The following is a 21,128-nucleotide window of genomic DNA, read 5'->3' on the forward strand; positions in this document are numbered from 1 at the left end:
CAGGCCGGAGGCATCAGGACAGCGTGACGCCCGGGGGGAGGTTCGGGGTGTCGGAGGACTCCTCGACGAAGATCTCGTCGCCCTCGACCACCACCCGGTGCGTCCGCACGCCCCGCTTGGCCGGCGGCTGGTCGACCTCGCCCGTCCGGAGGTCGAAGGTCGAGGCATGCAAGGGGCACTCGACCCGGCAGTCCTCGAGCCAGCCGTCGGCGAGCGACGCGTCCTGGTGGGTGCACGTGTCGTCGATGGCGTACAGCGCGCCGTCGTCGGTGCGGAACACCGCGATCGGCGGCGAGGTCTCGAGGCGGACGGCCTCGCCGGGGGACAGGGACGACACGGGTCCGACCTTCAGCACACGCCGAGCCTATCGCTTGACCTGTCTCGCATGACGCATCAGGATTGCGCTATTACTAATTCGGGAGACGTGCGATGAGATCGCTGCTCGTGATCGGGAACGGCCTCGCCGGCCTGTCCGCCGTCCGCGCGGCGCGCGAGCTCGGGTTCACGGGCCCGGTGCAGGTGCTCGGGGCCGAGCCGGGCCGCCCGTACGACCGGCCTCCGCTGTCGAAGGACTACCTCGCCGGCCGCGCGTCGGCCGCCGACCTCGAGCTGGACGCGCCGCAGGAGGACCTCGGCGCGGAGTGGCTGACGGGGTCGGCCGTGTCGCTCGAGCCGGGGCGCGTCGTGACGGCGGACGGGCAGGTCCTGACCGCGGACGGGATCGTCCTGGCGACCGGGGCCCGGGCCCGGACGCTCCCGCAGCTGCCGCACACCAGCGAGAACGTCGTGGTCCTGCGGACACGGCAGGACGCCGAACGGCTGCGGGCCGAGCTCGTGCCCGGGCACCACCTCGTCGTCGTCGGCGCCGGGCTGGTCGGGTGCGAGGTCGCCGCCACCGCGGCCGAGCTGGGCTGCCGGGTCACGCTGCTCACCCCCGAGGAGGCGCCGCTCGCCCGGGTCGTCGGCGCGGAGCTCGCGCCCCGCCTCGTCGAGCTGCACCGCGACCGCGGCGTCGACGTCCGGACGGAGGTGTCGGTCCTCGGTGCCGACGTCGCGGACGGCCGGGTCACCAGCCTCGAGCTCGACGGCGGCGAACGGCTGCCCGCCGACGTCGTCCTCGTGGCCGTCGGGGCCGCGCCGGAGACGGAGTGGCTGCTGGGCGCCGGGATCGACCTCGCCGACGGCGTGCGGTGCGACGCGTCGGGCCGGGTGCTCGCTGACGGCAGTCCCGTGCCGGGCCTCGTGGCGGTGGGCGACTGCGCGGCGTGGTGGGACCCGCACCTGGAGCGGCACCACCGCGCCCAGCACTGGACCGACGCCCTGGAACGTCCCGGTCGTGCGGTGGCCGCGCTCCTCGGTGTGCCATCACCGGTCCGCAAGCCCTACCTGCCGTACTTCTGGTCGGATCAGCACGGCCACCGGATCCAGGCGGCCGGCTACCCGTCGCTCGCCGACGCGGTGGAGGTCGAGACCGACCTGGGCGAGCAGGGCTTCCTCGCGGTCTACCGCCGCGCGGGCGTACCGGTCGCGGTCCTCTCGCTCGACCAGCCGCGACCGTTCGTGCGCTGGCGCAAGACGTTGGTCGCCAGCCTCGGCCAACGGGCCGAGACCCCCGCCGCTGAAACCCCCGCCACGACCCCAGCACGAGGAGCAGCCGCATGACCGCCGTCGACACCCAGGACCCGCAGGCCGTCGAGCAGAGCCTGGCCGCGGGCGGGCACATGGTCTCCACCCGGATCTCGGACAGCCTCATCTCGACCCTGCCCGGCTGCAGCTACGTCGACGAGGGCGTCTTCACCGCCGAGCAGGCGCGGTTCCTCGAGTCGATGTGGTTCTGCGCCGTCCGCGCCGAGGACCTGACCGGTCCGGGCGCGTTCAAGACGGTGCAGGTCGGGCGCGAGAGCGTGATCATCACCCGCAACCGCAAGGGCGAGATCCGCGCCTTCCTGAACGTCTGCCGCCACCGCGGGGTGCAGCTGTGCACCGAGCCCGAGGGCCAGCTCAAGCGGTCGATCCAGTGCATGTACCACGCGTGGACCTACGACCTCGACGGTCGCCTGATCGCCGCGCCCAACCTGACGAAGATGCCCGACGTCGACCGCGACACGTACGCGCTGGCGAAGCCGCACGTGCGGGAGTACCTGGGCTACGTGTGGGTCTGCCTCGCCCCGGAGGCGCCCTCCTTCGAGGACGAGGTGATGGGCGCGGTCGGCGAGCGGCTCGGCGACGCGCACCTGATCGACGGCTACGACGTCGCCCACCTCAAGGTGGGCCGCCGCGTCGTCTACGACGTGAAGGCCAACTGGAAGCTCATCGTCGAGAACTTCATGGAGTGCTACCACTGCGCGACGATCCACCCCGAGCTGACGGAGGTCCTGCCCGAGTTCGCCGACGGTCTGGCTGCGCAGGTGTTCGTGGGCCACGGGGCGGAGTTCGGCGAGCAGATCCAGGGCTTCACCGTCGACGGCTCGGAGGGCCTGGACCGCATCCCCGGCATCACCGCCGACCAGGACCGGCGCTACTACGCCATCACGATCAAGCCGAACGTGTTCATCAACCTCGTGCCCGACCACGTGATCCTGCACCGGATGTTCCCGGTGGCGGCCGACCGCACGATCGTCGAGTGCGACTGGCTCTACCTGCCGTCGGTCGTCGACGAGGGCCGTGACCTGGACGCCTCGGTCGAGCTCTTCCACCGGGTCAACCAGCAGGACTTCGACGCCTGCGAGCGCTGCCAGCCCGCGATGGGCTCCCGCGTCTACGCCGACGGTGGCGTCCTCACCCCGAGCGAGCACCACATCGGCGCGTTCCACGACTGGGTGCTGGACCACGTCGGCCCGGAGATCGAGCACGCCCGGGCCGCGCAGCGCGTGCCCGAGCGGATCGTCCCGGCCCGGCCGGGGTCGGTCTCGGGTCAGCTGGAAGGGTCGTGACCCAGCCGCTCGCTCACCGCGGCGCCGGCACGGCGCAGGTCGGCGACCACCTGCTCGTCGGCCGGGTCGAACCGGAACGCCGGGCCCGCGACGCTGATCGAGGCGACGACCGAACCGAGGTGGTCCCGGACGGGGACCGCGGCGGCGTTCAGCCCGTCCTCGAGCTCTCCGTACGTGCTCGCGACGCCCGCCGCCGCGACCCGCGCAAGCTCGGCGTCGAGCCGGTCGCGGTCGGTGAGCGTCGCCTCGGTGAAGCGCGTGAGCGGCTCCGGCCCGAGGAGCGCCGTCCGTTCCTCGGCGCCGAGCGCGGCCAGGAACACCTTGCCGCTCGCCGTGGCGTGCAGCGGGGTCAGGTTGCCGATCCAGTCGTAGCTCGTCAGCGGCGACGGACCCATCGCCTGGTCGAGGTTGACCGCCCATCCCGAGCGCTGGACGGCCAGGTTGACCGTCTCGCCCTGCGCGTCGGCCAGGCGTTCCAGGCTCGGCCGGGCCTGCGCCACGACGCTCAGCCGGTGGTAGACCGCGTTGGCCAGGCGGAGCACGCCGATGCCCAGCTGGTACTTGCCCCGGTTCACGCCCTGCTCGACCAGCCCGCGCGCCTCGAGCGCGCCGAGCAGCCGGAAGGCGGTCGACTTGTGGACGTCCAGCTCGAGCGCGACCTCGCTGACGCCGGCGCTGCCGGTGCGGCCGAGGAGCTCGAGGATGCTCGCCGCCCGGTCGACGGACTGGATCCCCGGGACGCGGGCGCTCTCGGCGGACAGGTCGGACGACATGCCGCTCATCCTTCCAGCCCCGACCCGAACACAGGAGAAGCCTGATGCCCCGTACGCCGTCCGTGGTGCTGATCGGCGCCGGGATCGTCGGCGCCAACCTGGCCGACGAGCTCGTCGCCCGCGGCTGGAGCGACATCACCGTCGTGGAGCAGGGCCCGCTCGCTGTCCCGGGCGGTTCCTCGAGCCACGCGCCCGGCCTGGTGTTCCAGACGTCGCCGTCGCGGTCGATGAGCCAGTTCGCCCGCTACACGGTGGAGAAGCTCTCGGGCTTCGTCGCCGACGGCACGCCCTGCTTCAACCCGGTCGGTGGACTGGAGGTCGCCACCACCTCGACCCGGCTGCAGGACCTGCACCGCCGCCTCGGCTGGCTGACCTCGGTCGGGATCGACGGGCGGATCGTCGACGCCGACGAGTGCGGGCGGCTGCACCCGCTGCTGGACACCAGCCAGGTGCTGGGCGGTCTCCACACCCCGACCGACGGGCTGGCGCTCGCCGCCCGTGCCGTGCAGCTGCTCGTGGCCCGCACCCGCGAGGCCGGGGTCGTCTACCGCGACCGCACCGAGGTCGTCGACGTCGAGCAGGCCGGGGGCCGGGTCACCGGGGTCACCGTCCGGCCCGCCACCGGCGGCGAGACGGAGACGATCGCGGCCGACGTGGTCGTGTCGTGCGCCGGGTTCTGGGGCCGGCACGTCGGCGCCATGGTCGGCATGGCCGTGCCGCTGCTGCCGCTGGCCCACCAGTACGTGACGACGAGCCCCCTGGCCGAGCTCGCCGGCCGCAACGTCAGCGGCCCGTTCGCCGGGCCCAACGGGGCCAGCGCCCCGATCCTGCGTCATCAGGACGAGGACCTCTACTACCGCGAGCACGGCGACCGGCTCGGCATCGGCTCGTACGCGCACCGCCCGATGCCCGTCGACCTGGCCGACCTGCCCCGCTACGACCCCGACGCGTACGACGCCCACCAGATGCCGTCGCGGCTCGGCTTCACGCCCGAGGACTTCGACCGGCCGTGGGAGGCGGCGCAGCGGCTGCTGCCCGCGCTGCGCGGCGCGGAGGTCGCGGACGCCTTCAACGGCATCTTCTCCTTCACCCCGGACGGCGGACCGCTCGTCGGCGAGAGCCCCGACGTGGCCGGCTTCTACCTCGCCGAGGCCGTCTGGGTCACGCACTCCGCCGGCGTCGCCCGCGCGGTCGCCGAGCTGCTCGTCGACGGCCGGTCGCAGATCTGCCTGGCCGGGTCGGACGCCGGCCGCTTCCACCCCGTCCAGACCACCGACGCGTACGTGGCCGAGACCGGGGCGCAGAGCTTCGTCGAGGTCTACGACGTCATCCACCCGCTGGCCCCGCGGCTGTCCCCGCGGGACCTGCGGGTCAGCCCGTTCCACACCCGCCAGCGCGAGCTCGGCGCGTACTTCCTCGAGGCCTCCGGCTGGGAGCGCCCGCACTGGTACGAGGCGAACGCGGGCCTGGTCAAGGACCTGCCGGGGGAGTGGCGGGCACCGGCCCGCGACGCCTGGGGCGCTCAGCACTCGTCGCCGGTCAGCGCGGTCGAGGCGTGGAAGACCCGTACGGCCGTCGCGCTCTACGACATGACGCCGCTGACGCGGCTCGAGGTCACCGGCCCGGGCGCGGCCGCGCTGCTGGGGCGGCTCTCGACCGGCAAGGTGCAGCGCAAGCCGGGCGCGGTGACGTACTGCCTGCTCCTCGACGAGGCCGGTGGGATCCGGAGCGACGTCACCGTCGCGCGGCTCGGACCGGAACGGTTCCAGGTCGGGGCGAACGGCAACCTCGACACGGTCCACCTCCAGCGCGAGGCGCGCCGGCAGAGCCTGGACGACCCGGCGGCCTGGGTCCAGGTGCGCGACATCACCGGCGGCACCTGCTGCCTCGGGCTGTGGGGCCCGCTGGCCCGCGAGGTGCTGGGCGCCGTCTGCGACACCGACCTGACCAACGACGGGACGCTGCGCTACTTCCGCTGCGCCGAGCTCGAGGTCGGCGGCGTGCCGGTCACCGCGCTCCGCGTCTCGTACGTCGGCGAGCTCGGCTGGGAGCTGTACGCGAGCGCCGAGAACGGCCAGCGCCTCTGGGACGTGCTCTGGGAGGCGGGCCGGCCGCACGGGATGGTGGCGGCCGGGCGGCAGGCGTTCCAGGCGCTGCGCCTGGAGAAGGGCTACCGCGCCTGGGGCACGGACATGACGACGGAGCACACGCCGGCCATGGCCGGGCTCGACTTCGCGGTCCGCCCGGTCGGCGTGGGGGAGCCCGGCTTCGTCGGGCAGGGGGGGCTGGAGAAGGTCGCCGCCGAGGGCCCGCCGGACCGTGTCCTGCGCTGCCTCACCGTCGACGACCGCCGCTCGACCGTCCTCGGCCGCGAACCCGTCCTCGCCGGCGGCGTGACCGTCGGCTACGTCACGAGCGCGGCGTACGGCTACTCCGTCGGCCGCCCGATCGCCTACGCGTGGCTCCCGGCCTCGCTCGACGTCGGCGCGAACGTCGAGATCGCCTACTTCGACAGCCTCGTCCCGGCGACCGTCACGGCCGAACCCCTCGTCGACCCCGGTATGGAGCGCGTTCGGAGCTGACCCGCGAGCCGCCGAACGCTCCCTGAGCTCGTCGAAGGGCCCCGCAGGGGTTGGCGTTTCTCGACGGGACGCTGACCTCTTCGAGGCCCTTCGACAGGCTCAGGGAGCGTTCTCTGGCTTAGTGAGCGTTCTCGGCGCTGGGCCGGGCGAGGACGAGGAGGCCGATCATGGACGCGGCGGCGCCGAGGACCATGATCACCGCCATCGGGACCGCGGTGTCCTCGCCGCCCAGGCCGGCCAGCGGGGCGATCGTCCCGGCGGCGACCCACTGCACGAAACCGAGCAGCGCCGAACCCGTCCCCGGGTGCTCCGGGACCTCGGCGGCGGCGAGCGCGCCGCCGTTCGGGCCGATCAGGCCCTGGGCGGTCATCAGCACGAAGAAGCAGACCATCGCGAGCAGCAGCGGGGTGTCGAACCAGATCGCCCCCACCAGCATCGCCACGCCCGCGAGCAGCGCCGCGACCTGGCCGACGAGGATCACCGGGCGCGTGGGGACCCGGCCGGCCAGGCGGGCGGCGACGAGCGCGGCGACCGTCATGCCGCCCGCGTTGGCGGCGAAGTCGACCGAGTACGCGATCGGCGACAGCCCGTTCATCGACTGCAGCACGAAGGCGGACGTGGCGACGTACGCGAAGAGCGCGCCCATCGCGGAACCGGCGACGACCAGGTAGCCGACGTAGCGGCGGTTGCGCAGCACCTCGCGCCCGGCGCGGGCGAAGGTCCGTAGCCCGCCGCCGTGGCGCTGGTCGGGCGGGAGCGTCTCGGGAACGGCGACCAGGACCGCGACAGCCATCACGACGCCGAGCCCGGCGACGACCCAGAACGACACCCGCCAGTGCGACAGCTGCAGGATGACCGCGCCGAGCAGCGGCCCGACGATCGGGGCGAGGCCGCCGACGGCCGCGATGACGTTGAGCACCCGGACGAGCTGGGCGCCGGTCGCGAGGTCGATGATCACGGCCCGGCCGATCACCATGGCCCAGCCGCCGGCGAAGCCCTGGACCAGCCGCGCCGCCATCATCACGCCGATGCTCGGGGCGAGGGCGCACGCCACGGAGGCGAGGCTCATGACCACGACCGCCGCGACCAGGGGTACGCGCCGCCCCCGCTGGTCCGAGACCGGACCGCCGACCAGCTGGCCCAGCGCCATCCCGACGAAGAACGTCGTCAGCGTCAGCTGCACCTGCGTGGCCCCGGCGCCAAGGTCGCGGGCGACCCGGGGGAAGGCCGGCACGTACATGTCGGTGGCCAACGGCGCGATCGCGGTCAGGAAGACGACGGTCGCCACCAGGGCCGCGCTGACGCGGGCGTGGCCCGGGCCGGCACCGTCCTCCGGTGCGGGCTGGTCGCTGAGGTACTCGCAGTCGGGGCAGTAGCCCAGGTGCGGGACGCCCGTCCCCGCATGGTCGGTCACGTCGGTCACGTGTGCTCCTCTCGCCGGTACGCCCAGCCAACCCCAGCAAGCGGTCAGCAGGAAGTCCCTGGCGGAGGGTGTACCTGCAGAGCACCTCAGGCGACCTGGCCCTCGCCGCGCTCGTCGAACCTGCACACCCGGCGATTCCCTGGTTTTCCTTCACTCGATCGCCGTCAACCGAAGGTGCTGAGCGTGGAGTCGGCGGGCCAGGCTCATCGAGTGGGGCGAAGTCAGGGGACGCATCATGAGCGGGGTCCCCTCGCGGTACACCTCCTGTCAGTGACTTCAGCGCCGGTCGTACGCCGGGTCTCCTGGGGTTCTCCCTCGAGAACCAGGAGCTCGCCCCGTGCACCTCGCCTCCCGCGCTAGAGCCACGACCGCCGCCCTCGTCGCCCACGTTCCCCTTGTGCGCCCGACCTTGCGGCTGCTCCTGGCCGCGCTCGTGCTCGGCAGCGCCTGCTCCGTCGGCCCCGGAGACTCACCGGCGGCGAGCGAGCCCACGCCCGCCCGCACCCCGACCGGTCCCGGGACGTCCTCGCCGAGGGCCCCGTCCCCGACCCGGTCGACCTCGCCCGGCGTCACGCCGGTCCGGGTGGTCGTCGGCGGCCGGACCTTCGCCGCCGAGCTGTTCGACAACCCGACCGCGCGTGACCTGGCCGACCGGCTGCCGCTGACCGTCGCCATGGACGACCTGCACGGGACCGAGAAGACGGGCGGACTGCCGCAGGCCCTGACCACCGACGGCGCCCCGCGGGGCTCCGATCCCGACGTGGGCGAGATCGGCTACTACGCCCCCGGGCGCGACCTCGTCTTCTACTACGGCGACATGGGCTACTACCCGGGCATCGTCCGCATCGGCCGCTTCGACGAGAGCATCGCGCGGCTGGTGGACGAGGGCGACGGCGTCAGCGTCCGCGTGGAGGTCCAGACCCCGTGACGACCACTCAGCGCGGAGAACCGTCGGCCGCGCTGCTCGGGGTCTGGTCGTGGGTTGCGGCCCAGCTCGCGAGCAGGGCCAGGTTGTCGGCCGCGACGGTGCCGGGCTCGGCGCTGTAGGCGGTCAGGGTCAGGTCGGGCTCACCGGGGAGCTCGAGGGCGTCGAAGGTCAGGTCCAGGTCCCCGACCTCCGCGTGGCGGAAGTGCTTGGCGCCGAAGCGGTGCAGCCGGACGTCGTGCGCCGCCCACAGCCGACGGAAGTCGTCGCTGCGCGTCGACAGCTCGCCCACCAGGTCGGTCAGGCCCTTGTCGAAGGGATCCCGCCCGGCCTCGGTGCGCAGGATCGCCACGGTGGTCGCCGCCGACGCCTCCCAGTCGGGGTGCAGCAGGTGGGCGCGCGGGTCGAGAAAGACGAACCGGGCCAGGTTCACCGGCCGCTCCGGGCGCTCGTAGGCCACGCTGTAGAGGGCACGGCCCATCGTGTTGATGGCCAGGACGTCGAGGCGTCCGTTCCGGACGAAGGCCGGGACGCCGACCATGGCGTCGAGCAGCCGGCCGATGCTCGGCCGCAGCTCACGGACGGTGGGTCGGGCCGGCCTGCGCTGAGCGGTCGAAGCAGACGCTGACCGGGCCAGGTCGAACAGGTACGCCCGTTCGGACTCGTCCAGACGCAGACCTCGCGCCAGGCTGTCCAGCACGGCCTCCGACGCACCGCTGAGGTTGCCGCGCTCCAGCCGCGTGTAGTACTCGATGCTGACCCCGGCCAGCTGCGCCGCCTCGGCCCGGCGCAGACCCGGCACCCGCCGGGCGCCGCGGCTGGTCAGACCCACCTGCTCCGGCCTGAGGCGGGCTCGACGCGAGGTCAGGAAGTCGCGCACCTCGCTGCGGTTGTCCATGACCGCCGACCCTAGGAGGGGCGCCCGCCACGGTGGGAGTCCCTCTCCGTACCCCTCACCACGTAACCCCTCACGACAGGGGCTTCCTGCTCCTGCCGATCTGCGGTCGACTGACGTCGACGGCCGACGGCCCCTGCTGCCGGTGGAACGAGGAGAGGAACCGACGATGGAGTACGGACGACTGGGCCGGACCGGGCTGAAGATCCCCCGGATCGCGATGGGGTGCATGAGCTTCGGCAACCCCGGCTTCCACCAGTGGACCCTCGACGAGGACGCCGCTCAACCCTTCTTCCGCCAGGCCGTCGAGCTCGGCGTGACGTTCTGGGACACCGCCAACGGCTACGGCGGCGGCAGCTCGGAGGAGTTCGTCGGCCGCGCGGTGAAGGAGTACGCCCGCCGCGAGGACATCGTGCTCGCCACCAAGGTCCACAACCGCATGCACGACGGCCCCGGCGGCTCCGGCCTGTCGCGCAAGGCCATCCTCGAGCAGCTCGACGCCTCCCTCACCCGCCTCGGCACCGACTACGTCGACCTCTACCAGATCCACCGCTACGACGACGAGGTGCCGGTCGAGGAGACCATGGAGGCCCTCCACGACGTCGTCAAGGCTGGCAAGGTCCGCTACCTCGGGGCGTCCTCGATGTGGGCCTGGCAGTTCGCCAAGCTGCAGCACGCGGCCGACGCGGGAGGTTGGACCCGGTTCGTCTCCATGCAGGACCAGTACAACCTCCTCAAGCGGGAGGAGGAGCGCGAGATGCTCCCGATGTGCGCCGACACGGGCGTCGGCTGCATCCCCTACTCCCCGCTCGGGAAGGGCCGCCTCGCCCGGCCCTGGGGCCAGCAGACCCAGCGCGGCAGCACCGACCAGGTCGCCAAGTCCTTCGACCTCGACATCGACCAGCCCGTCGTCGAGGTCGTCGAGGAGATCGCCCGCGAGCGCGACGTGCCGATGGCCCAGATCGGGATCGCCTGGCTGCTCACCAAGCCGGTCGTGTCCGCGCCCGTCGTCGGCGCCACCAAGCCGCACCACCTCGCCGACGCCGTCGCCGCGCTCGACATCACCCTCACCGACGACGAGATCCAGCGCCTCGAGGCGCCGTACACGACCCAGCCCGCGTACTGGTGGTGAGCCGCGACGGTGGAGGAGGGCACCGGCGTGAGGTGTACCGGCAGGGAGTCCCAGTCCCGGACGACCCGTCCTAGTGTCGATCGCATGGACAGCAGCGACGAGGTGCGGGAGTTCCTCACGTCCCGGCGGGCGAAGGTGACCCCGCGCCAGGTCGGCCTGCCCGAGACCGGTGCGCGCCGGGTGCCCGGGCTGCGCCGGGGCGAGGTCGCCGCGCTGGCGGGCGTCAGCATCGAGTACTACTCCAAGCTCGAGCGGGGCGCGATCGCCGGCGCCTCGGCGTCGGTGCTCGACGCGCTGGCCCGGGCCCTGCAGCTCGACGACGCCGAGCGCGGCCACCTCTTCCACCTGGCGCAGGCCGCCGACGGGACCCTGGCCGGGATGCGGCCGCGCCGGCGGACGAGTCGGACGTGGACGCCGCAACCGAGCCTGCTCTGGGTCCTCGACCGGTTCACCGCGCCGGCGCTGGTCCGCAACGGACGGATGGACCTGCTCGCGACGAACCACCTCGGCCGGGCGATGCACGAGTCCGTCTACACCGCGCCGAGCTCGCTGTCGACCGAGGCCCCGAACTTCGCCCGGTTCACGTTCCTCGACCTCGACGCGGCGCACGACTTCTACCCCGACTGGGACGGCGCCGCCGACATCTGCGTGTCGATCCTGCACACCGAGGCCGGCCGGGACCCGCACGACAAGGCGCTGCACGACCTGGTGGGGGAGCTGTCGACGCGCAGCCCGGACTTCCGGCGCCGCTGGAGCGCGCACGACGTGCGCCAGCACGGCGCAGGGGCCAAGCGGTTCCACCACGGCGAGGTCGGTGACCTCCTCCTGGCGTACGAGAGCGTCGACATGATCTCGGCGCCGGGCCTCACCCTCACGCTCTACGCCGCCGAGCCCGGGTCGGCCTCGGCCCACGCGCTCGACCTCCTCGCGTCCTGGGCGGCGACCCGGACGGCCGAGGACGCCGACGCGCTCGGCGCGGACGCGTGAGCCCGACCCTCCTGACCCACGACCGAACCACGATCTCGAAGGAGACGCTCCGATGGAGCTCAAGCACCCCCAGGCGACGGTCCTCAACCCGGCCGCCTGGTTCACCGGCGACGTCTACCTGACGCCGATCCACGCCGGCACCGGCCCGTCCCACCTGAGCGTGGGCCTGGTGCGCTTCCCCCCGGGCGCCCGCACGAACTGGCACCGCCACGCCGTCGGGCAGACCCTGCACGTCACCGAGGGGGTCGGCCTGGTCGGGATCCGGGACGGGTCGGTGGTGCGGGTCCGTGCGGGCGACACCGTCGTGTGCCCGCCGGACGAGGAGCACTGGCACGGCGCCGCGGCCGACACCTTCATGAGCCACTTCGCGCTGCTCGAGACGAAGCCGGACGGCTCGGACCCGACCACCTGGCTCGAGCCGCTCGACGACGAGACGTACGCCGCCGCGCAGCAGGCCTGACCCACCCCGCTCTCCCGAGGAGGAACCCCAGATGACCGACCAGACCGAGCAGACCGACCAGACCGAGCAGATCCACCAGGGCGAGCAGCGGCGCCAGGTCGGCGGCGGACGCCGCGCGATCGGCGACGTCGCCCCCAAGCTCGCCGAGCTCACCGACGACGTCCTCTTCGACGACGTGTGGAACCGTCCCGGACTCGCCGCGCGCGACCGCAGCCTCGTGACCGTCGCCGCGCTGGTCGCGGGCGGGGACGCCGACCAGCTGCGCTTCCACCTCGACCACGCCCGTAAGAACGGCGTGACCGAGACCGAGCTGATCGAGGCGATCACCCACCTCGCCTTCTACGCCGGTTGGCCCAAGGCCATGACGGCCGTCACCGTCGCCCAGCAGGTCTTCGCCGGCTGACGCCGGCCCCCACCCAGAGGAAGAGAACGTCCGATGAAGGCAACCCTGATGTACGGGGCCGGCGACGTCCGCGTCGAAGACGTCCCCGACCCCACGATCTCCGCCCCGACCGAGCCCTGGTGCGCGTCACGTACGCGTGCGTGTGCGGCTCCGACCTGCACCCGTACCACGACCTCGAGCCCACGCCCGAGGGTCGGCGGATGGGCCACGAGGCCATCGGGGTCGTCCAGGAGGTCGGTGCCGAGGTCACGACGCTCAAGGCCGGTGACACCGTCATCGTCCCCTTCGCCTGGTCGGACGGCACGTGTGCCTTCTGCCGTGACGGGATCACCACCTCGTGCGTGCACGGCGGCTTCTTCGACGGGGCGCCGTCGGCGACCCAGGCCGAGCTGCTGATCGTGCCGGAGGCGGACGGCACCGCGGTCGTGGTGCCCGAGGGGACCGACGAGTCGCTGATGCCGTCGCTGCTGACGCTGTCCGACGTCTACCTCACCGGATACCACGCCGCCCGACAGGGCCAGGTCGGCCCGGGCAAGACCGTCACCGTGATCGGCGACGGGGCCGTCGGCCTCTCGGCCGTCCTCGCGAGCAAGGAGCTTGGAGCCGAGACGATCATCCTGATGGGCCGCCACGAGTCGCGGACGGACCTCGGCCGGAAGTTCGGCGCCACGCACGTCGTCGCCGAGCGCGGCGACGAGGGTGTCGCGAAGGTCCTGGAGATCACCGGCGGCGAGGGCTCGCACGTCGTCCTCGAGGCCGTCGGCCACCTGCCGGCGTACGAGCAGGCGTACGGCATCGTCCGCCCCGGCGGGGTGATCTCGCGAGTCGGGGTGCCGCAGTACGAGGAGGCCCCGGTCGGCTTCGCCTCGCTGTTCGGCAAGAACGTCACCCTCACCGGCGGACCGGCGACGATCCGCGCCTACCTGGAGGCCGCGATCCCGCAGGTCCTCGACGGGACCACCGACCCCGGCCAGGTGTTCGACCGCGAGCTCCCGCTTGCCGACATCGCCGAGGCCTACCGACTGATGGACGCCCGCGAGGCGCTGAAGGTGCTCATCCGCGTCTGACCGACCCCGGGGTTGCGCGGCGGATCGATGACCGTCAATATCGACGGGTGTCGATGTCCGCCGTGCTTCCCGTCCCGGTCCCGGCAGCGGCGTGCTGCGTCCCGCTCTCGCGCGAGCCGCTCAGCCGGTCCCGGGCTGAGCAGGTCGCGCCGCTGCTGAAGGCGCTCGCCGACCCGGTGCGGCTCCGGCTGCTGTCGATCGTGGCGTCCCACGAGGGCGGGGAGGCCTGCGTCTGCGACCTGAACGACTGCTTCGATCTGTCGCAGCCGACGATCAGCCACCACCTCAAGGTGCTCCACGGGGCCGGGCTGCTCGAGCGGGAGAAGCGGGGGACCTGGGTCTACTACCGGGCGCGGCCCGACGCGCTGACCGACCTGGCGACCCTCCTCGCGCCCGTGTCCGGGACCCCCTCCACGTCGGGGCGCTGCGCGTGAGCGCCCACACGTCCGAGCTGGTCACGGGGGAGCAGGAGACGCGGGCCCGGCTCTCGACGACGGACCGCTTCCTGCCGGTGTGGATCGTCGCGGCGATGGGGCTCGGACTGCTCCTCGGTCGGGTGGTCCCGGGCCTGGCCGGCGTCCTGGACGCGGTGAAGGTCGGCTCGGTGTCGTTGCCGATCGCGATCGGGCTGCTCGTGATGATGTACCCGGTGCTGGCCAAGGTCCGCTACGACGAGACCCACCGGGTGCTGGCCGACCGCCGTCTGATGATCACCTCGTTGGTGATCAACTGGGTGCTCGCGCCGGCGTTCATGTTCGCGCTCGCGTGGCTGTTCCTGCCCGACCTGCCCGAGTACCGCACGGGGTTGATCATCGTCGGGCTGGCCCGCTGCATCGCGATGGTGCTGATCTGGAACGACCTCGCCTGCGGCGACCGGGAGGCGGCCGCGGTGCTCGTCGCGATCAACTCGGTGTTCCAGGTCGTCGCCTTCGGCGCGCTGGGCTGGTTCTACCTGCAGGTGCTGCCCTCGTGGCTGGGGCTCCCGACGACGTCGGCCGGCTTCTCGGTCTGGTCGATCACCGCGAGCGTCCTGGTGTTCCTCGGCGTCCCGCTGGTGCTCGGGTTCCTGACCCGCACTCTCGGCGAGCGCCGGCTCGGTCGCGCGGGGTACGAGGCCCGCGTGCTGCCCAGGATCGGGCCCTGGGCGCTCTACGGGCTGCTCTTCACCATCGTCGTCCTCTTCGCTCTCCAGGGCGGCACCATCACCTCCGAGCCGCTGCACGTGGTCCGGATCGCCCTGCCGCTGCTGGTCTACTTCGCCGTGGTGTTCACCGGGAGCCTGCTGATCGGCCGGGCCCTGCGCCTCGGCTACCCCCGGGCGACGACGCTCGCGTTCACCGCCGCCGGCAACAACTTCGAGCTCGCCATCGCGGTCGCGATCGCCACCTTCGGCGTCACGTCGGGGCAGGCGCTGGCCGGCGTGGTCGGGCCGCTCATCGAGGTGCCCGCCCTCGTCGGCCTGGTGTACGTGTCCCTGTGGGCGCGTCGGCACCTGTTCGGCTCGCCGGTGACCGCACCTGTCGAAGGAGCCCGCGGATGAGCGGACGACCCAGCGTCCTGTTCGTCTGCGTCAGGAACGGGGGCAAGTCGCCGATGGCGGCAGGCCTGATGGCGAAGCGCGCCGGCGACGCCGTGCAGGTCGACTCGGCCGGCACCAGGCCGGGGACGGCGGTCAACGGGCTGTCGGCGCAGTCCCTGGCCGAGGTCGGGGTCGACATCGCCGACCACACCCCCAAGGCGGTCACCGAGGCGCTGGTGAGAGCAGCGGACGTGGTCATCACCCTCGGCCGGGAGGCGCACGTCGACGAGGTCCCCGGCACCCGGTTCGAGACCTGGGAGACCGACGAGCCGTCCGAGCGCGGGATCGACGGCCTGGAGCGGATGCGGCTGGTCCGCGACGACATCGCGCGGCGCGTCGACGACCTCTACGACCGTCTCGTCGCCGCGTCCCCGGACCGGCCGTGACCGTCATGCCCTCGCGGCTCCTCCTGCTGCTGCGCAACACCGTCCGCGACCGGCTCTGGCCGATCCCCGTCCTCGGGGTCGTGCTGGCGATCGTCGGCGGTCAGCTGGTGCCCCGCCTCGACGCAGCCGTCGACGGCCGCCTGCCCGGGTGGTTGGACGCCGTGGCCTTCGGCGGCGACGCCGGCGCGGCCCAGACGGTGCTGGACGCGGTGGGCAGCTCGTTGATCACCGTCACGTCGTTGACCTTCTCGCTGACGGTGGTCACGCTCCAGCTCGCGAGCAGCCAGTTCTCGCCGCGCCTGCTGCGCACGTTCACGCAGGACCTCTTCGTGCAGGTCACCCTGGCGGTCTTCCTGGCCACGTTCGCGTTCTCGCTCACCGTGCTGCGCTCCGTGCGGTCGGAGGCCGAGAGCACCCAGCCCTTCGTGCCCCGGCTCGCGGTGACCTGCAGCTACCTGATGGCGATGGTGAGCGTCGTCGCGCTGGTCCTGTTCCTCGCTCACCTCACCCGGCAGATCCGCGTCGAGACCATGCTCGGGACCGTCTGCCGCGACGCCCGGTCGACGCTCGCCGCGGTGCTGCCGCCGCTGGCCGAGGGCGAACGCTGGCCGGTCGCGCCGACCGTCCCGCCCGACGCCCGGACGGTGCTCGCCCACGGATCGGGCTTCCTCCTCCGTCTCGACCGTCGACGGCTGGTCGCCGCGGCGGCGGAGGCCGACCTCGTGCTCCTGGTGGATCGGCCGATCGGCAGCTTCCTCGTGGAGGGCACACCCCTCGGCCGCCTGTGGCGGAGCGACGGCAGCGCGCCCTCCTCGGCCGACGAGGACCGGCTGCGCCGGGCGCTCGACCGGGCCGTGCGTCTGGGCCCGGAGCGCACCTCCACGGAGGACCTCGCCTACGGGCTCCGTCAGCTGACCGACGTGGCCAACAAGGCCCTCTCGCCGGGGATCAACGACCCGACGACGGCGGTCCACGCCGTCGTGCGGACCGGCGAGCTGCTCGCGGACCTCGGCCGGCACGAGCTGGGGTCGCGGGTGCTGGACGACGACGAGGGCACCGTCCGCCTGGTGGTCGCGAGCCCGGGGTTCGACGAGCTGCTGGACGCCGCGGTCACACCGTCGCGGCGCTTCGGGGCGGCGGACAGCCGGGTGCTCGGAGCGCTGTACCAGCTGCTCGCCGACGTGGCGTGGAACGCGCGGCCGGAGCACCGCGACGCGATTCGCCAGCAGGCGCGGCGGCTCGACCAGACCGCTGCCGCCCAGGACTTCGACGAGGAGCAGCGGACCGGGCTGACCGCGGCTCGGCAGGGCGTCGACCGAGCGCTCGACGAGCCCGTGCCCGGTGGCCCGCCCGCCTGACGGCTCAGCCCCGGGCGGAGGACCCGTCCTGGTAGACGTCGGGGGTGCCGTCGGCGTCGGAGTCGAGCTCCTCCGCCGCGCAGAGCCGGCGGTAGGTGCGGTTCCGGAGCCGGAGGACGACCGACGCCAGCAGGGCGGCGACGAGGGAGCCGACCAGGACGCCGACCTTCACGTGCTCGTCGCGCTCGCTGCCGCTGCCGTACGCGAGCTCGCCGATGAGCAGCGACACGGTGAAGCCGATGCCGGCGAGGACGGCGACCCCGGCGACGTCGACCCAGCGCAGGTCCTCGTCGAGCGTCGCGCGCGTGAAGCGCGCCATCAGGTAGGTCGCCGTGAAGATGCCGATCGTCTTGCCGAGCACCAGGCCGACGACGATCCCCAGGGCGACCGTGTCGGCGAGCGCGCTGCGGAGGCCGGTGAGGCCTCCGACCGTCACCCCGGCGGCGAAGAAGGCGAAGACCGGGACCGCGAAGCCCGCCGACAGCGGACGGATCCGGTGCTCGAGGTGCTCGGCCAGGCCGGGCCCGGCGCCGGGCCCGCCGGCGGCCTCGCTGCGCATGACGGGGACGGTGAAGGCGAGCAGGACCCCGGCCACCGTGGCGTGCACCCCGGACGCGTGCACGAGACCCCAGGTGAGGGCGGCGAGCGGGACCAGCAGCCACCAGGAGCGGACCCGACGCTGCACCAGGAAGCCGAAGACGGCGAGCGGGAGCAGGGCCAGGGCGAGGAGGGGCAGGTCCAGGTCGCGGGTGTAGAAGATGGCGATGATCGTGATGGCCAGCAGGTCGTCGACGACGGCCAGGGTGAGCAGGAACGTCCGCAGGGCGCCCGGGAGGTGCGTGCTCACGACGGCCAGGACGGCGAGGGCGAAGGCGATGTCGGTGGCCGTCGGGATCGCCCAGCCCTGGAGCGCCCCGTCGCCCGCGCGCAGGTTCACGAGGGCGAAGAGCGCCGCGGGGACGGCCATGCCCCCGACCGCCGCGACGACGGGCAGGGCCGCGCGCCGCGGGTCGCGGAGGTCCCCGGCGACGAACTCGCGCTTGAGCTCCAGCCCGGCGACGAAGAAGAAGATCGCGAGCAGCCCGTCGCCGGCCCAGGCCCCCAGCGTCAGGTCGAGGTGCAGCGCCTCGGGCCCGACGACCAGGTCGCGGAGCCGGGCGTACGCGGCGCCCCAGGGTGAGTTGGCCCAGACGAGGGCGAGCACGGTCGCGACGAGGAGCAGGGCGCCGCCGACGGTCTCGCGGCGCAGCAGGGCGGCGATCCGGGCCGTCTCGGTCCAGGAGCCGCGCGGGAAGACCGAGCGCGGGGCGGTGGGGGTGGTGGTCATCGTCGTTCCTCAGGGGTCGCCAGCATCATCGCCGACCAGACTTCCCGGCACACCAGAGCCCACCTTAGACGGCGAAGACCGGGACGCCGCACTCCTCCGGTGCACTCTTCCCTGACGTGAGGGTAGAGTTCGGACCGACTGCTGCGGGTCGTCCGCAGCCCTTCCGACGACCGACCCCCGGTCTCCTCCTCCGAACGGACCCCGTGACCTCCTCCGCCCTCGCCCCTGCGCAGGTGCCCGCAGCATCCCCACCCGACTCCGTCCTGGCCGCGCTGCGCTCGCCGCGTCGTCTGCGCACGGAGGTGCTCGCCGGGCTGGTCGTCGCGCTGGCGCTGATCCCCGAGGCGATCTCGTTCTCGATCATCGCGGGCGTCGACCCGCGGGTCGGGCTGTTCGCCTCCTTCACGATGGCGGTGACGATCGCGTTCGTCGGCGGTCGGCCGGCCATGATCTCGGCCGCGACGGGTGCGGTCGCGCTGGTCATCGCGCCGCTCGTACGGGCGTACGGGCTCGACTACCTGGTCGTCACGGTGCTCCTGGCCGGGGTGCTGCAGATCGTGCTCAGCCTGCTCGGCGTCGCCCGGCTCATGCGCTTCGTGCCGCGCAGCGTCATGATCGGCTTCGTCAACGCGCTGGCGATCCTGATCTTCACCAGTCAGATGCCGTACCTCATCGGGGTGCCGTGGCTCGTCTACCCGATGGTGGCGGCCGGGATCGCCGTCATGGTCTTCCTCCCGCGGCTGACCCGCGTCGTCCCGGCGCCGCTGGTGGCGATCGTGCTGATCACGGTCACCGTCGTCGTCCTGGGCCTGCAGGTGCCGACGGTCGGCGACCAGGGCGCGCTGCCCGACAGCCTGCCGAGCCTGTTCTTCCCCGACGTGCCCCTGACCTGGGCGACCCTGCGGATCATCGCGCCGTTCGCGTTCGCGGTGGCGCTGGTCGGGATCCTGGAGTCGTTGATGACGGCCAAGCTCGTCGACGAGGTCACCGACAGCCACTCGGACAAGCGGCGGGAGACCTGGGGCCAGGGCGTGGCGAACATCGTCACCGGGCTCTTCGGGGGCATGGGCGGCTGCGCGATGATCGGCCAGACGATGATCAACACGAAGGTCTCGGGGGCGCGGACGCGGATCTCGACGTTCCTGGCCGGGGTGTTCCTGCTGATCCTCGTCGTCGTGCTCGGCGACGTCGTGGCCGGGATCCCGATGGCCGCGCTGGTCGCCGTGATGATCATGGTGTCGGTCGGGACCTTCGACTGGCACAGCATCCGGCCGTCCACGCTGCGGCGGATGCCGCTGAGCGCCACGGTGATCATGCTGGCCACCGTCGTCGTGACGGTCGCAACCCACAACCTGGCGTACGGCGTGCTCGTCGGCGTCGTCGTGGCCTGCCTGTTCTTCGCCCGCCGGGTCGCGCACTTCACCGAGGTCGTCGACGTCGCGCACCCCGACGAGGACACCCGCGTCTACGCGGTGCGCGGGGCGCTGTTCTTCGCCTCGAGCAACGACCTCGTCGGTCAGTTCGACTACGCCGGCGACCCGGCCCACGTGGTCATCGACCTCAGCGGCGCGCAGATCTACGACTCCTCGACCGTCGCGGCGCTGGACTCGATCGAGCTCAAGTACCGCCAGCGCGGCAAACGGGTGGAGATCGTCGGTCTCAACGAGCCCAGCCAGGCCTGGCACTCCCGCCTCACCGGTCAGCTCGGTGCCGGTGACTGACGGGGCTCCGGGCGCCCACGTGAGCTCGCGCCCGGCCGACCAGCACCCCGTGCAGATGCAGATCGGGCAGGTGGCCGAGCTGACCGAGGTGTCTGTCCGCACGCTGCGCCACTGGGAGGAGGCGGGCCTGGTCACCCCGTCCGCCCGCAGCACCGGTGGCTTCCGTCTCTACACCGCCGACGACGTGGCCCGGCTCCGCACCATCCGGCGCATGAAGCCGCTCGGCTTCACCCTCGACGAGATGAAGCAGATGCTCGTGTCGCTGGACGTGCTCGACGACCCGACGGCGACGCCCGAGGCCCGGGCGGCGGCCGTCGCCTTCGTCGTCGACTGCCACGCGCGCGCGGTCGAGAGCTGCTCGACGCTGCGGCGCCAGCTCGCGTACGCCGAGGAGTTCCGGGACCTGCTCGCCACCCGGGGCCGGCGCGACTAGAAGCTGCCGTAGGTGTCGATGCGCGACCTGGCCTGCCAGGACGACAGCCAGACGAGCACGCCCGCCAGCAGGCCGGGGACCCAGGCCGGCCCGACGCCGAGCGGGACGCCGAGGGCGTGCAGCTGGTGCGCGCCGATCAGGAGCGGGACGGCGGCGAGCAGCAGCGGGTAGGCCGACAGGTGCAGGAACCACCAGACGATCCGGTTGATCTCCTCCGTCAGCAGCGCCCAGCACGACAGCACCGCGACGACGGTCCCGATCTGCTGGAGGCCCGGACCGGCGGCGGCGAAGTTCAGCGCGAGGTTGTACGCCGACCGGATCTCCTGGCGGTAGCCCGGGAGGTACGTGGGGTCGACACCACCGAGGAGACCGGCCGCGCCGAACAGCCGGGGCCGCCCGGTCACCGGGACGGACCGGGCGTCGATGTAGCCGAGCGTGACGTACGGCAGCACGACGCCGAGCAGGAGGAGGAGCAGGAGCGCCCCCACGCGGATCGCGCGGCTCCGGGTGACGACGAGGTTGCCGCGCTGCAGCAGCACCGGGTCGGCGCCGGCGGCGCCGGTCACGCCGTCACGGCGGTCTGGTCTGGCCATCCGAGAACCCTCCCACCTCCCACCCGGGCCCGACCAGCCGACGCGAGATTCTTCAGCCCCGGCAACGATGTCGGTCCGCGCGACCGTTGCCAGGCACCGACCGGGGGCCCTACGGTGCTCAGACGCCTGCGGCGCACGCCGCCGGTCGGAC

General features: G+C 73.0%; 21 protein-coding genes. 15 read left to right on the top strand and 6 right to left on the bottom strand.

Going from position 1 to position 21,128, the window contains the following annotated elements; genetic code table 11:
- Positions 1-13: 13 nt before the first annotated feature.
- Positions 14-355, bottom strand: a complete 342-nt coding sequence (locus tag FHX39_RS08455; RefSeq protein WP_183337641.1) for a bifunctional 3-phenylpropionate/cinnamic acid dioxygenase ferredoxin subunit — start codon at positions 353-355, stop codon at positions 14-16.
- Positions 356-429: 74 nt separating this feature from the next.
- Here FHX39_RS08455 and FHX39_RS08460 point away from each other — a divergent pair, with 74 nt between their 5' ends.
- Positions 430-1,662: an NAD(P)/FAD-dependent oxidoreductase gene (locus FHX39_RS08460; protein WP_183337642.1), complete on the top strand. Its 1,233-nt coding sequence runs from the start codon at positions 430-432 to the stop codon at positions 1,660-1,662.
- Positions 1,659-2,933, top strand: a complete 1,275-nt coding sequence (locus FHX39_RS08465; protein ID WP_198423310.1) for an aromatic ring-hydroxylating oxygenase subunit alpha — start codon at positions 1,659-1,661, stop codon at positions 2,931-2,933. Before FHX39_RS08460 ends, FHX39_RS08465 begins: the two co-directional genes overlap by 4 nt.
- On the opposite strand, the gene FHX39_RS08470 is transcribed toward FHX39_RS08465, so the two are convergent.
- The gene (locus tag FHX39_RS08470) at positions 2,915-3,706 is read right to left on the bottom strand and encodes an IclR family transcriptional regulator (protein WP_198423311.1); all 792 of its coding nucleotides are present in this window, start codon (positions 3,704-3,706) and stop codon (positions 2,915-2,917) included. The two genes, FHX39_RS08465 and FHX39_RS08470, sit on opposite strands and share 19 nt — an antisense overlap.
- Before the next feature lie 44 nt (positions 3,707-3,750).
- Between FHX39_RS08470 and FHX39_RS08475 the strand changes: the two genes are divergently transcribed.
- Positions 3,751-6,288, top strand: a complete 2,538-nt coding sequence (locus tag FHX39_RS08475) for a GcvT family protein (RefSeq protein ID WP_183337644.1) — start codon at positions 3,751-3,753, stop codon at positions 6,286-6,288.
- Between the two features lie 118 nt (positions 6,289-6,406).
- Here the strand turns inward: FHX39_RS08475 and FHX39_RS08480 are convergent, their stop codons facing one another.
- Positions 6,407-7,711, bottom strand: coding sequence for a multidrug effflux MFS transporter (locus FHX39_RS08480; protein ID WP_332836739.1), 1,305 nt, complete (start codon positions 7,709-7,711; stop codon positions 6,407-6,409).
- 397 nt (positions 7,712-8,108) lie between these two features.
- Here FHX39_RS08480 and FHX39_RS08485 point away from each other — a divergent pair, with 397 nt between their 5' ends.
- On the top strand, positions 8,109-8,639 hold the full coding sequence (locus FHX39_RS08485; RefSeq protein ID WP_183337645.1) for a cyclophilin-like fold protein: 531 nt from the start codon (positions 8,109-8,111) through the stop codon (positions 8,637-8,639).
- Between the two features lie 7 nt (positions 8,640-8,646).
- Here FHX39_RS08485 and FHX39_RS08490 read toward each other — a convergent pair whose 3' ends face one another.
- A complete protein-coding gene (locus tag FHX39_RS08490) occupies positions 8,647-9,534 on the bottom strand; it encodes a helix-turn-helix transcriptional regulator (RefSeq protein WP_183337646.1) in 888 nt (295 codons plus the stop codon).
- A 166-nt stretch (positions 9,535-9,700) separates the two neighbouring features.
- Here FHX39_RS08490 and FHX39_RS08495 point away from each other — a divergent pair, with 166 nt between their 5' ends.
- The 9 genes from FHX39_RS08495 to FHX39_RS08535 all read left to right on the top strand — a co-directional run bounded on the left by FHX39_RS08495 (position 9,701) and on the right by FHX39_RS08535 (position 16,903).
- On the top strand, positions 9,701-10,663 hold the full coding sequence (locus tag FHX39_RS08495; RefSeq protein WP_183337647.1) for an aldo/keto reductase: 963 nt from the start codon (positions 9,701-9,703) through the stop codon (positions 10,661-10,663).
- 84 nt (positions 10,664-10,747) lie between these two features.
- Positions 10,748-11,650, top strand: a complete 903-nt coding sequence (locus tag FHX39_RS08500) for a helix-turn-helix transcriptional regulator (protein WP_183337648.1) — start codon at positions 10,748-10,750, stop codon at positions 11,648-11,650.
- A gap of 52 nt (positions 11,651-11,702) precedes the next feature.
- Positions 11,703-12,110 carry a (R)-mandelonitrile lyase gene (locus FHX39_RS08505; RefSeq protein WP_183337649.1) on the top strand — a complete coding sequence of 136 codons (408 nt, stop codon included), beginning with the start codon at positions 11,703-11,705 and terminating at the stop codon, positions 12,108-12,110.
- Positions 12,111-12,141: 31 nt separating this feature from the next.
- Positions 12,142-12,513: a carboxymuconolactone decarboxylase family protein gene (locus tag FHX39_RS08510; protein WP_183337650.1), complete on the top strand. Its 372-nt coding sequence runs from the start codon at positions 12,142-12,144 to the stop codon at positions 12,511-12,513.
- A 119-nt stretch (positions 12,514-12,632) separates the two neighbouring features.
- Positions 12,633-13,580, top strand: a complete 948-nt coding sequence (locus FHX39_RS08515) for a zinc-binding dehydrogenase (RefSeq protein ID WP_332836740.1) — start codon at positions 12,633-12,635, stop codon at positions 13,578-13,580.
- A gap of 53 nt (positions 13,581-13,633) precedes the next feature.
- The gene (locus tag FHX39_RS08520) at positions 13,634-14,014 is read left to right on the top strand and encodes an ArsR/SmtB family transcription factor (RefSeq protein WP_183337651.1); all 381 of its coding nucleotides are present in this window, start codon (positions 13,634-13,636) and stop codon (positions 14,012-14,014) included.
- A complete protein-coding gene (gene arsB / locus FHX39_RS08525; RefSeq protein WP_332836741.1) occupies positions 14,011-15,120 on the top strand; it encodes an ACR3 family arsenite efflux transporter in 1,110 nt (369 codons plus the stop codon). The genes FHX39_RS08520 and arsB overlap by 4 nt, the downstream gene beginning before the upstream one ends.
- Positions 15,117-15,545 carry an arsenate-mycothiol transferase ArsC gene (locus tag FHX39_RS08530; protein WP_183337652.1) on the top strand — a complete coding sequence of 143 codons (429 nt, stop codon included), beginning with the start codon at positions 15,117-15,119 and terminating at the stop codon, positions 15,543-15,545. Before arsB ends, FHX39_RS08530 begins: the two co-directional genes overlap by 4 nt.
- Before the next feature lie 5 nt (positions 15,546-15,550).
- Entirely contained in the window at positions 15,551-16,903 is a 1,353-nt protein-coding gene (locus tag FHX39_RS08535) for a DUF2254 domain-containing protein (protein WP_183341135.1), read from the top strand.
- Between the two features lie 4 nt (positions 16,904-16,907).
- On the opposite strand, the gene nhaA is transcribed toward FHX39_RS08535, so the two are convergent.
- Positions 16,908-18,230, bottom strand: a complete 1,323-nt coding sequence (gene nhaA / locus FHX39_RS08540; protein ID WP_183337653.1) for a Na+/H+ antiporter NhaA — start codon at positions 18,228-18,230, stop codon at positions 16,908-16,910.
- 233 nt (positions 18,231-18,463) lie between these two features.
- Between nhaA and FHX39_RS08545 the strand changes: the two genes are divergently transcribed.
- Both FHX39_RS08545 and FHX39_RS08550 read left to right on the top strand, forming a co-directional pair.
- Positions 18,464-19,951: a SulP family inorganic anion transporter gene (locus FHX39_RS08545; protein WP_332836742.1), complete on the top strand. Its 1,488-nt coding sequence runs from the start codon at positions 18,464-18,466 to the stop codon at positions 19,949-19,951.
- Positions 19,944-20,384: a MerR family transcriptional regulator gene (locus FHX39_RS08550; protein WP_332836743.1), complete on the top strand. Its 441-nt coding sequence runs from the start codon at positions 19,944-19,946 to the stop codon at positions 20,382-20,384. The genes FHX39_RS08545 and FHX39_RS08550 overlap by 8 nt, the downstream gene beginning before the upstream one ends.
- On the opposite strand, the gene FHX39_RS08555 is transcribed toward FHX39_RS08550, so the two are convergent.
- A complete protein-coding gene (locus FHX39_RS08555) occupies positions 20,381-20,977 on the bottom strand; it encodes a hypothetical protein (RefSeq protein ID WP_183337654.1) in 597 nt (198 codons plus the stop codon). The genes FHX39_RS08550 and FHX39_RS08555 overlap by 4 nt on opposite strands.
- Between the last annotated feature and the right edge of the window lie 151 nt (positions 20,978-21,128).

Source organism: Microlunatus antarcticus, assembly GCF_014193425.1.
Lineage (GTDB): Bacteria > Actinomycetota > Actinomycetes > Propionibacteriales > Propionibacteriaceae > Microlunatus > Microlunatus antarcticus.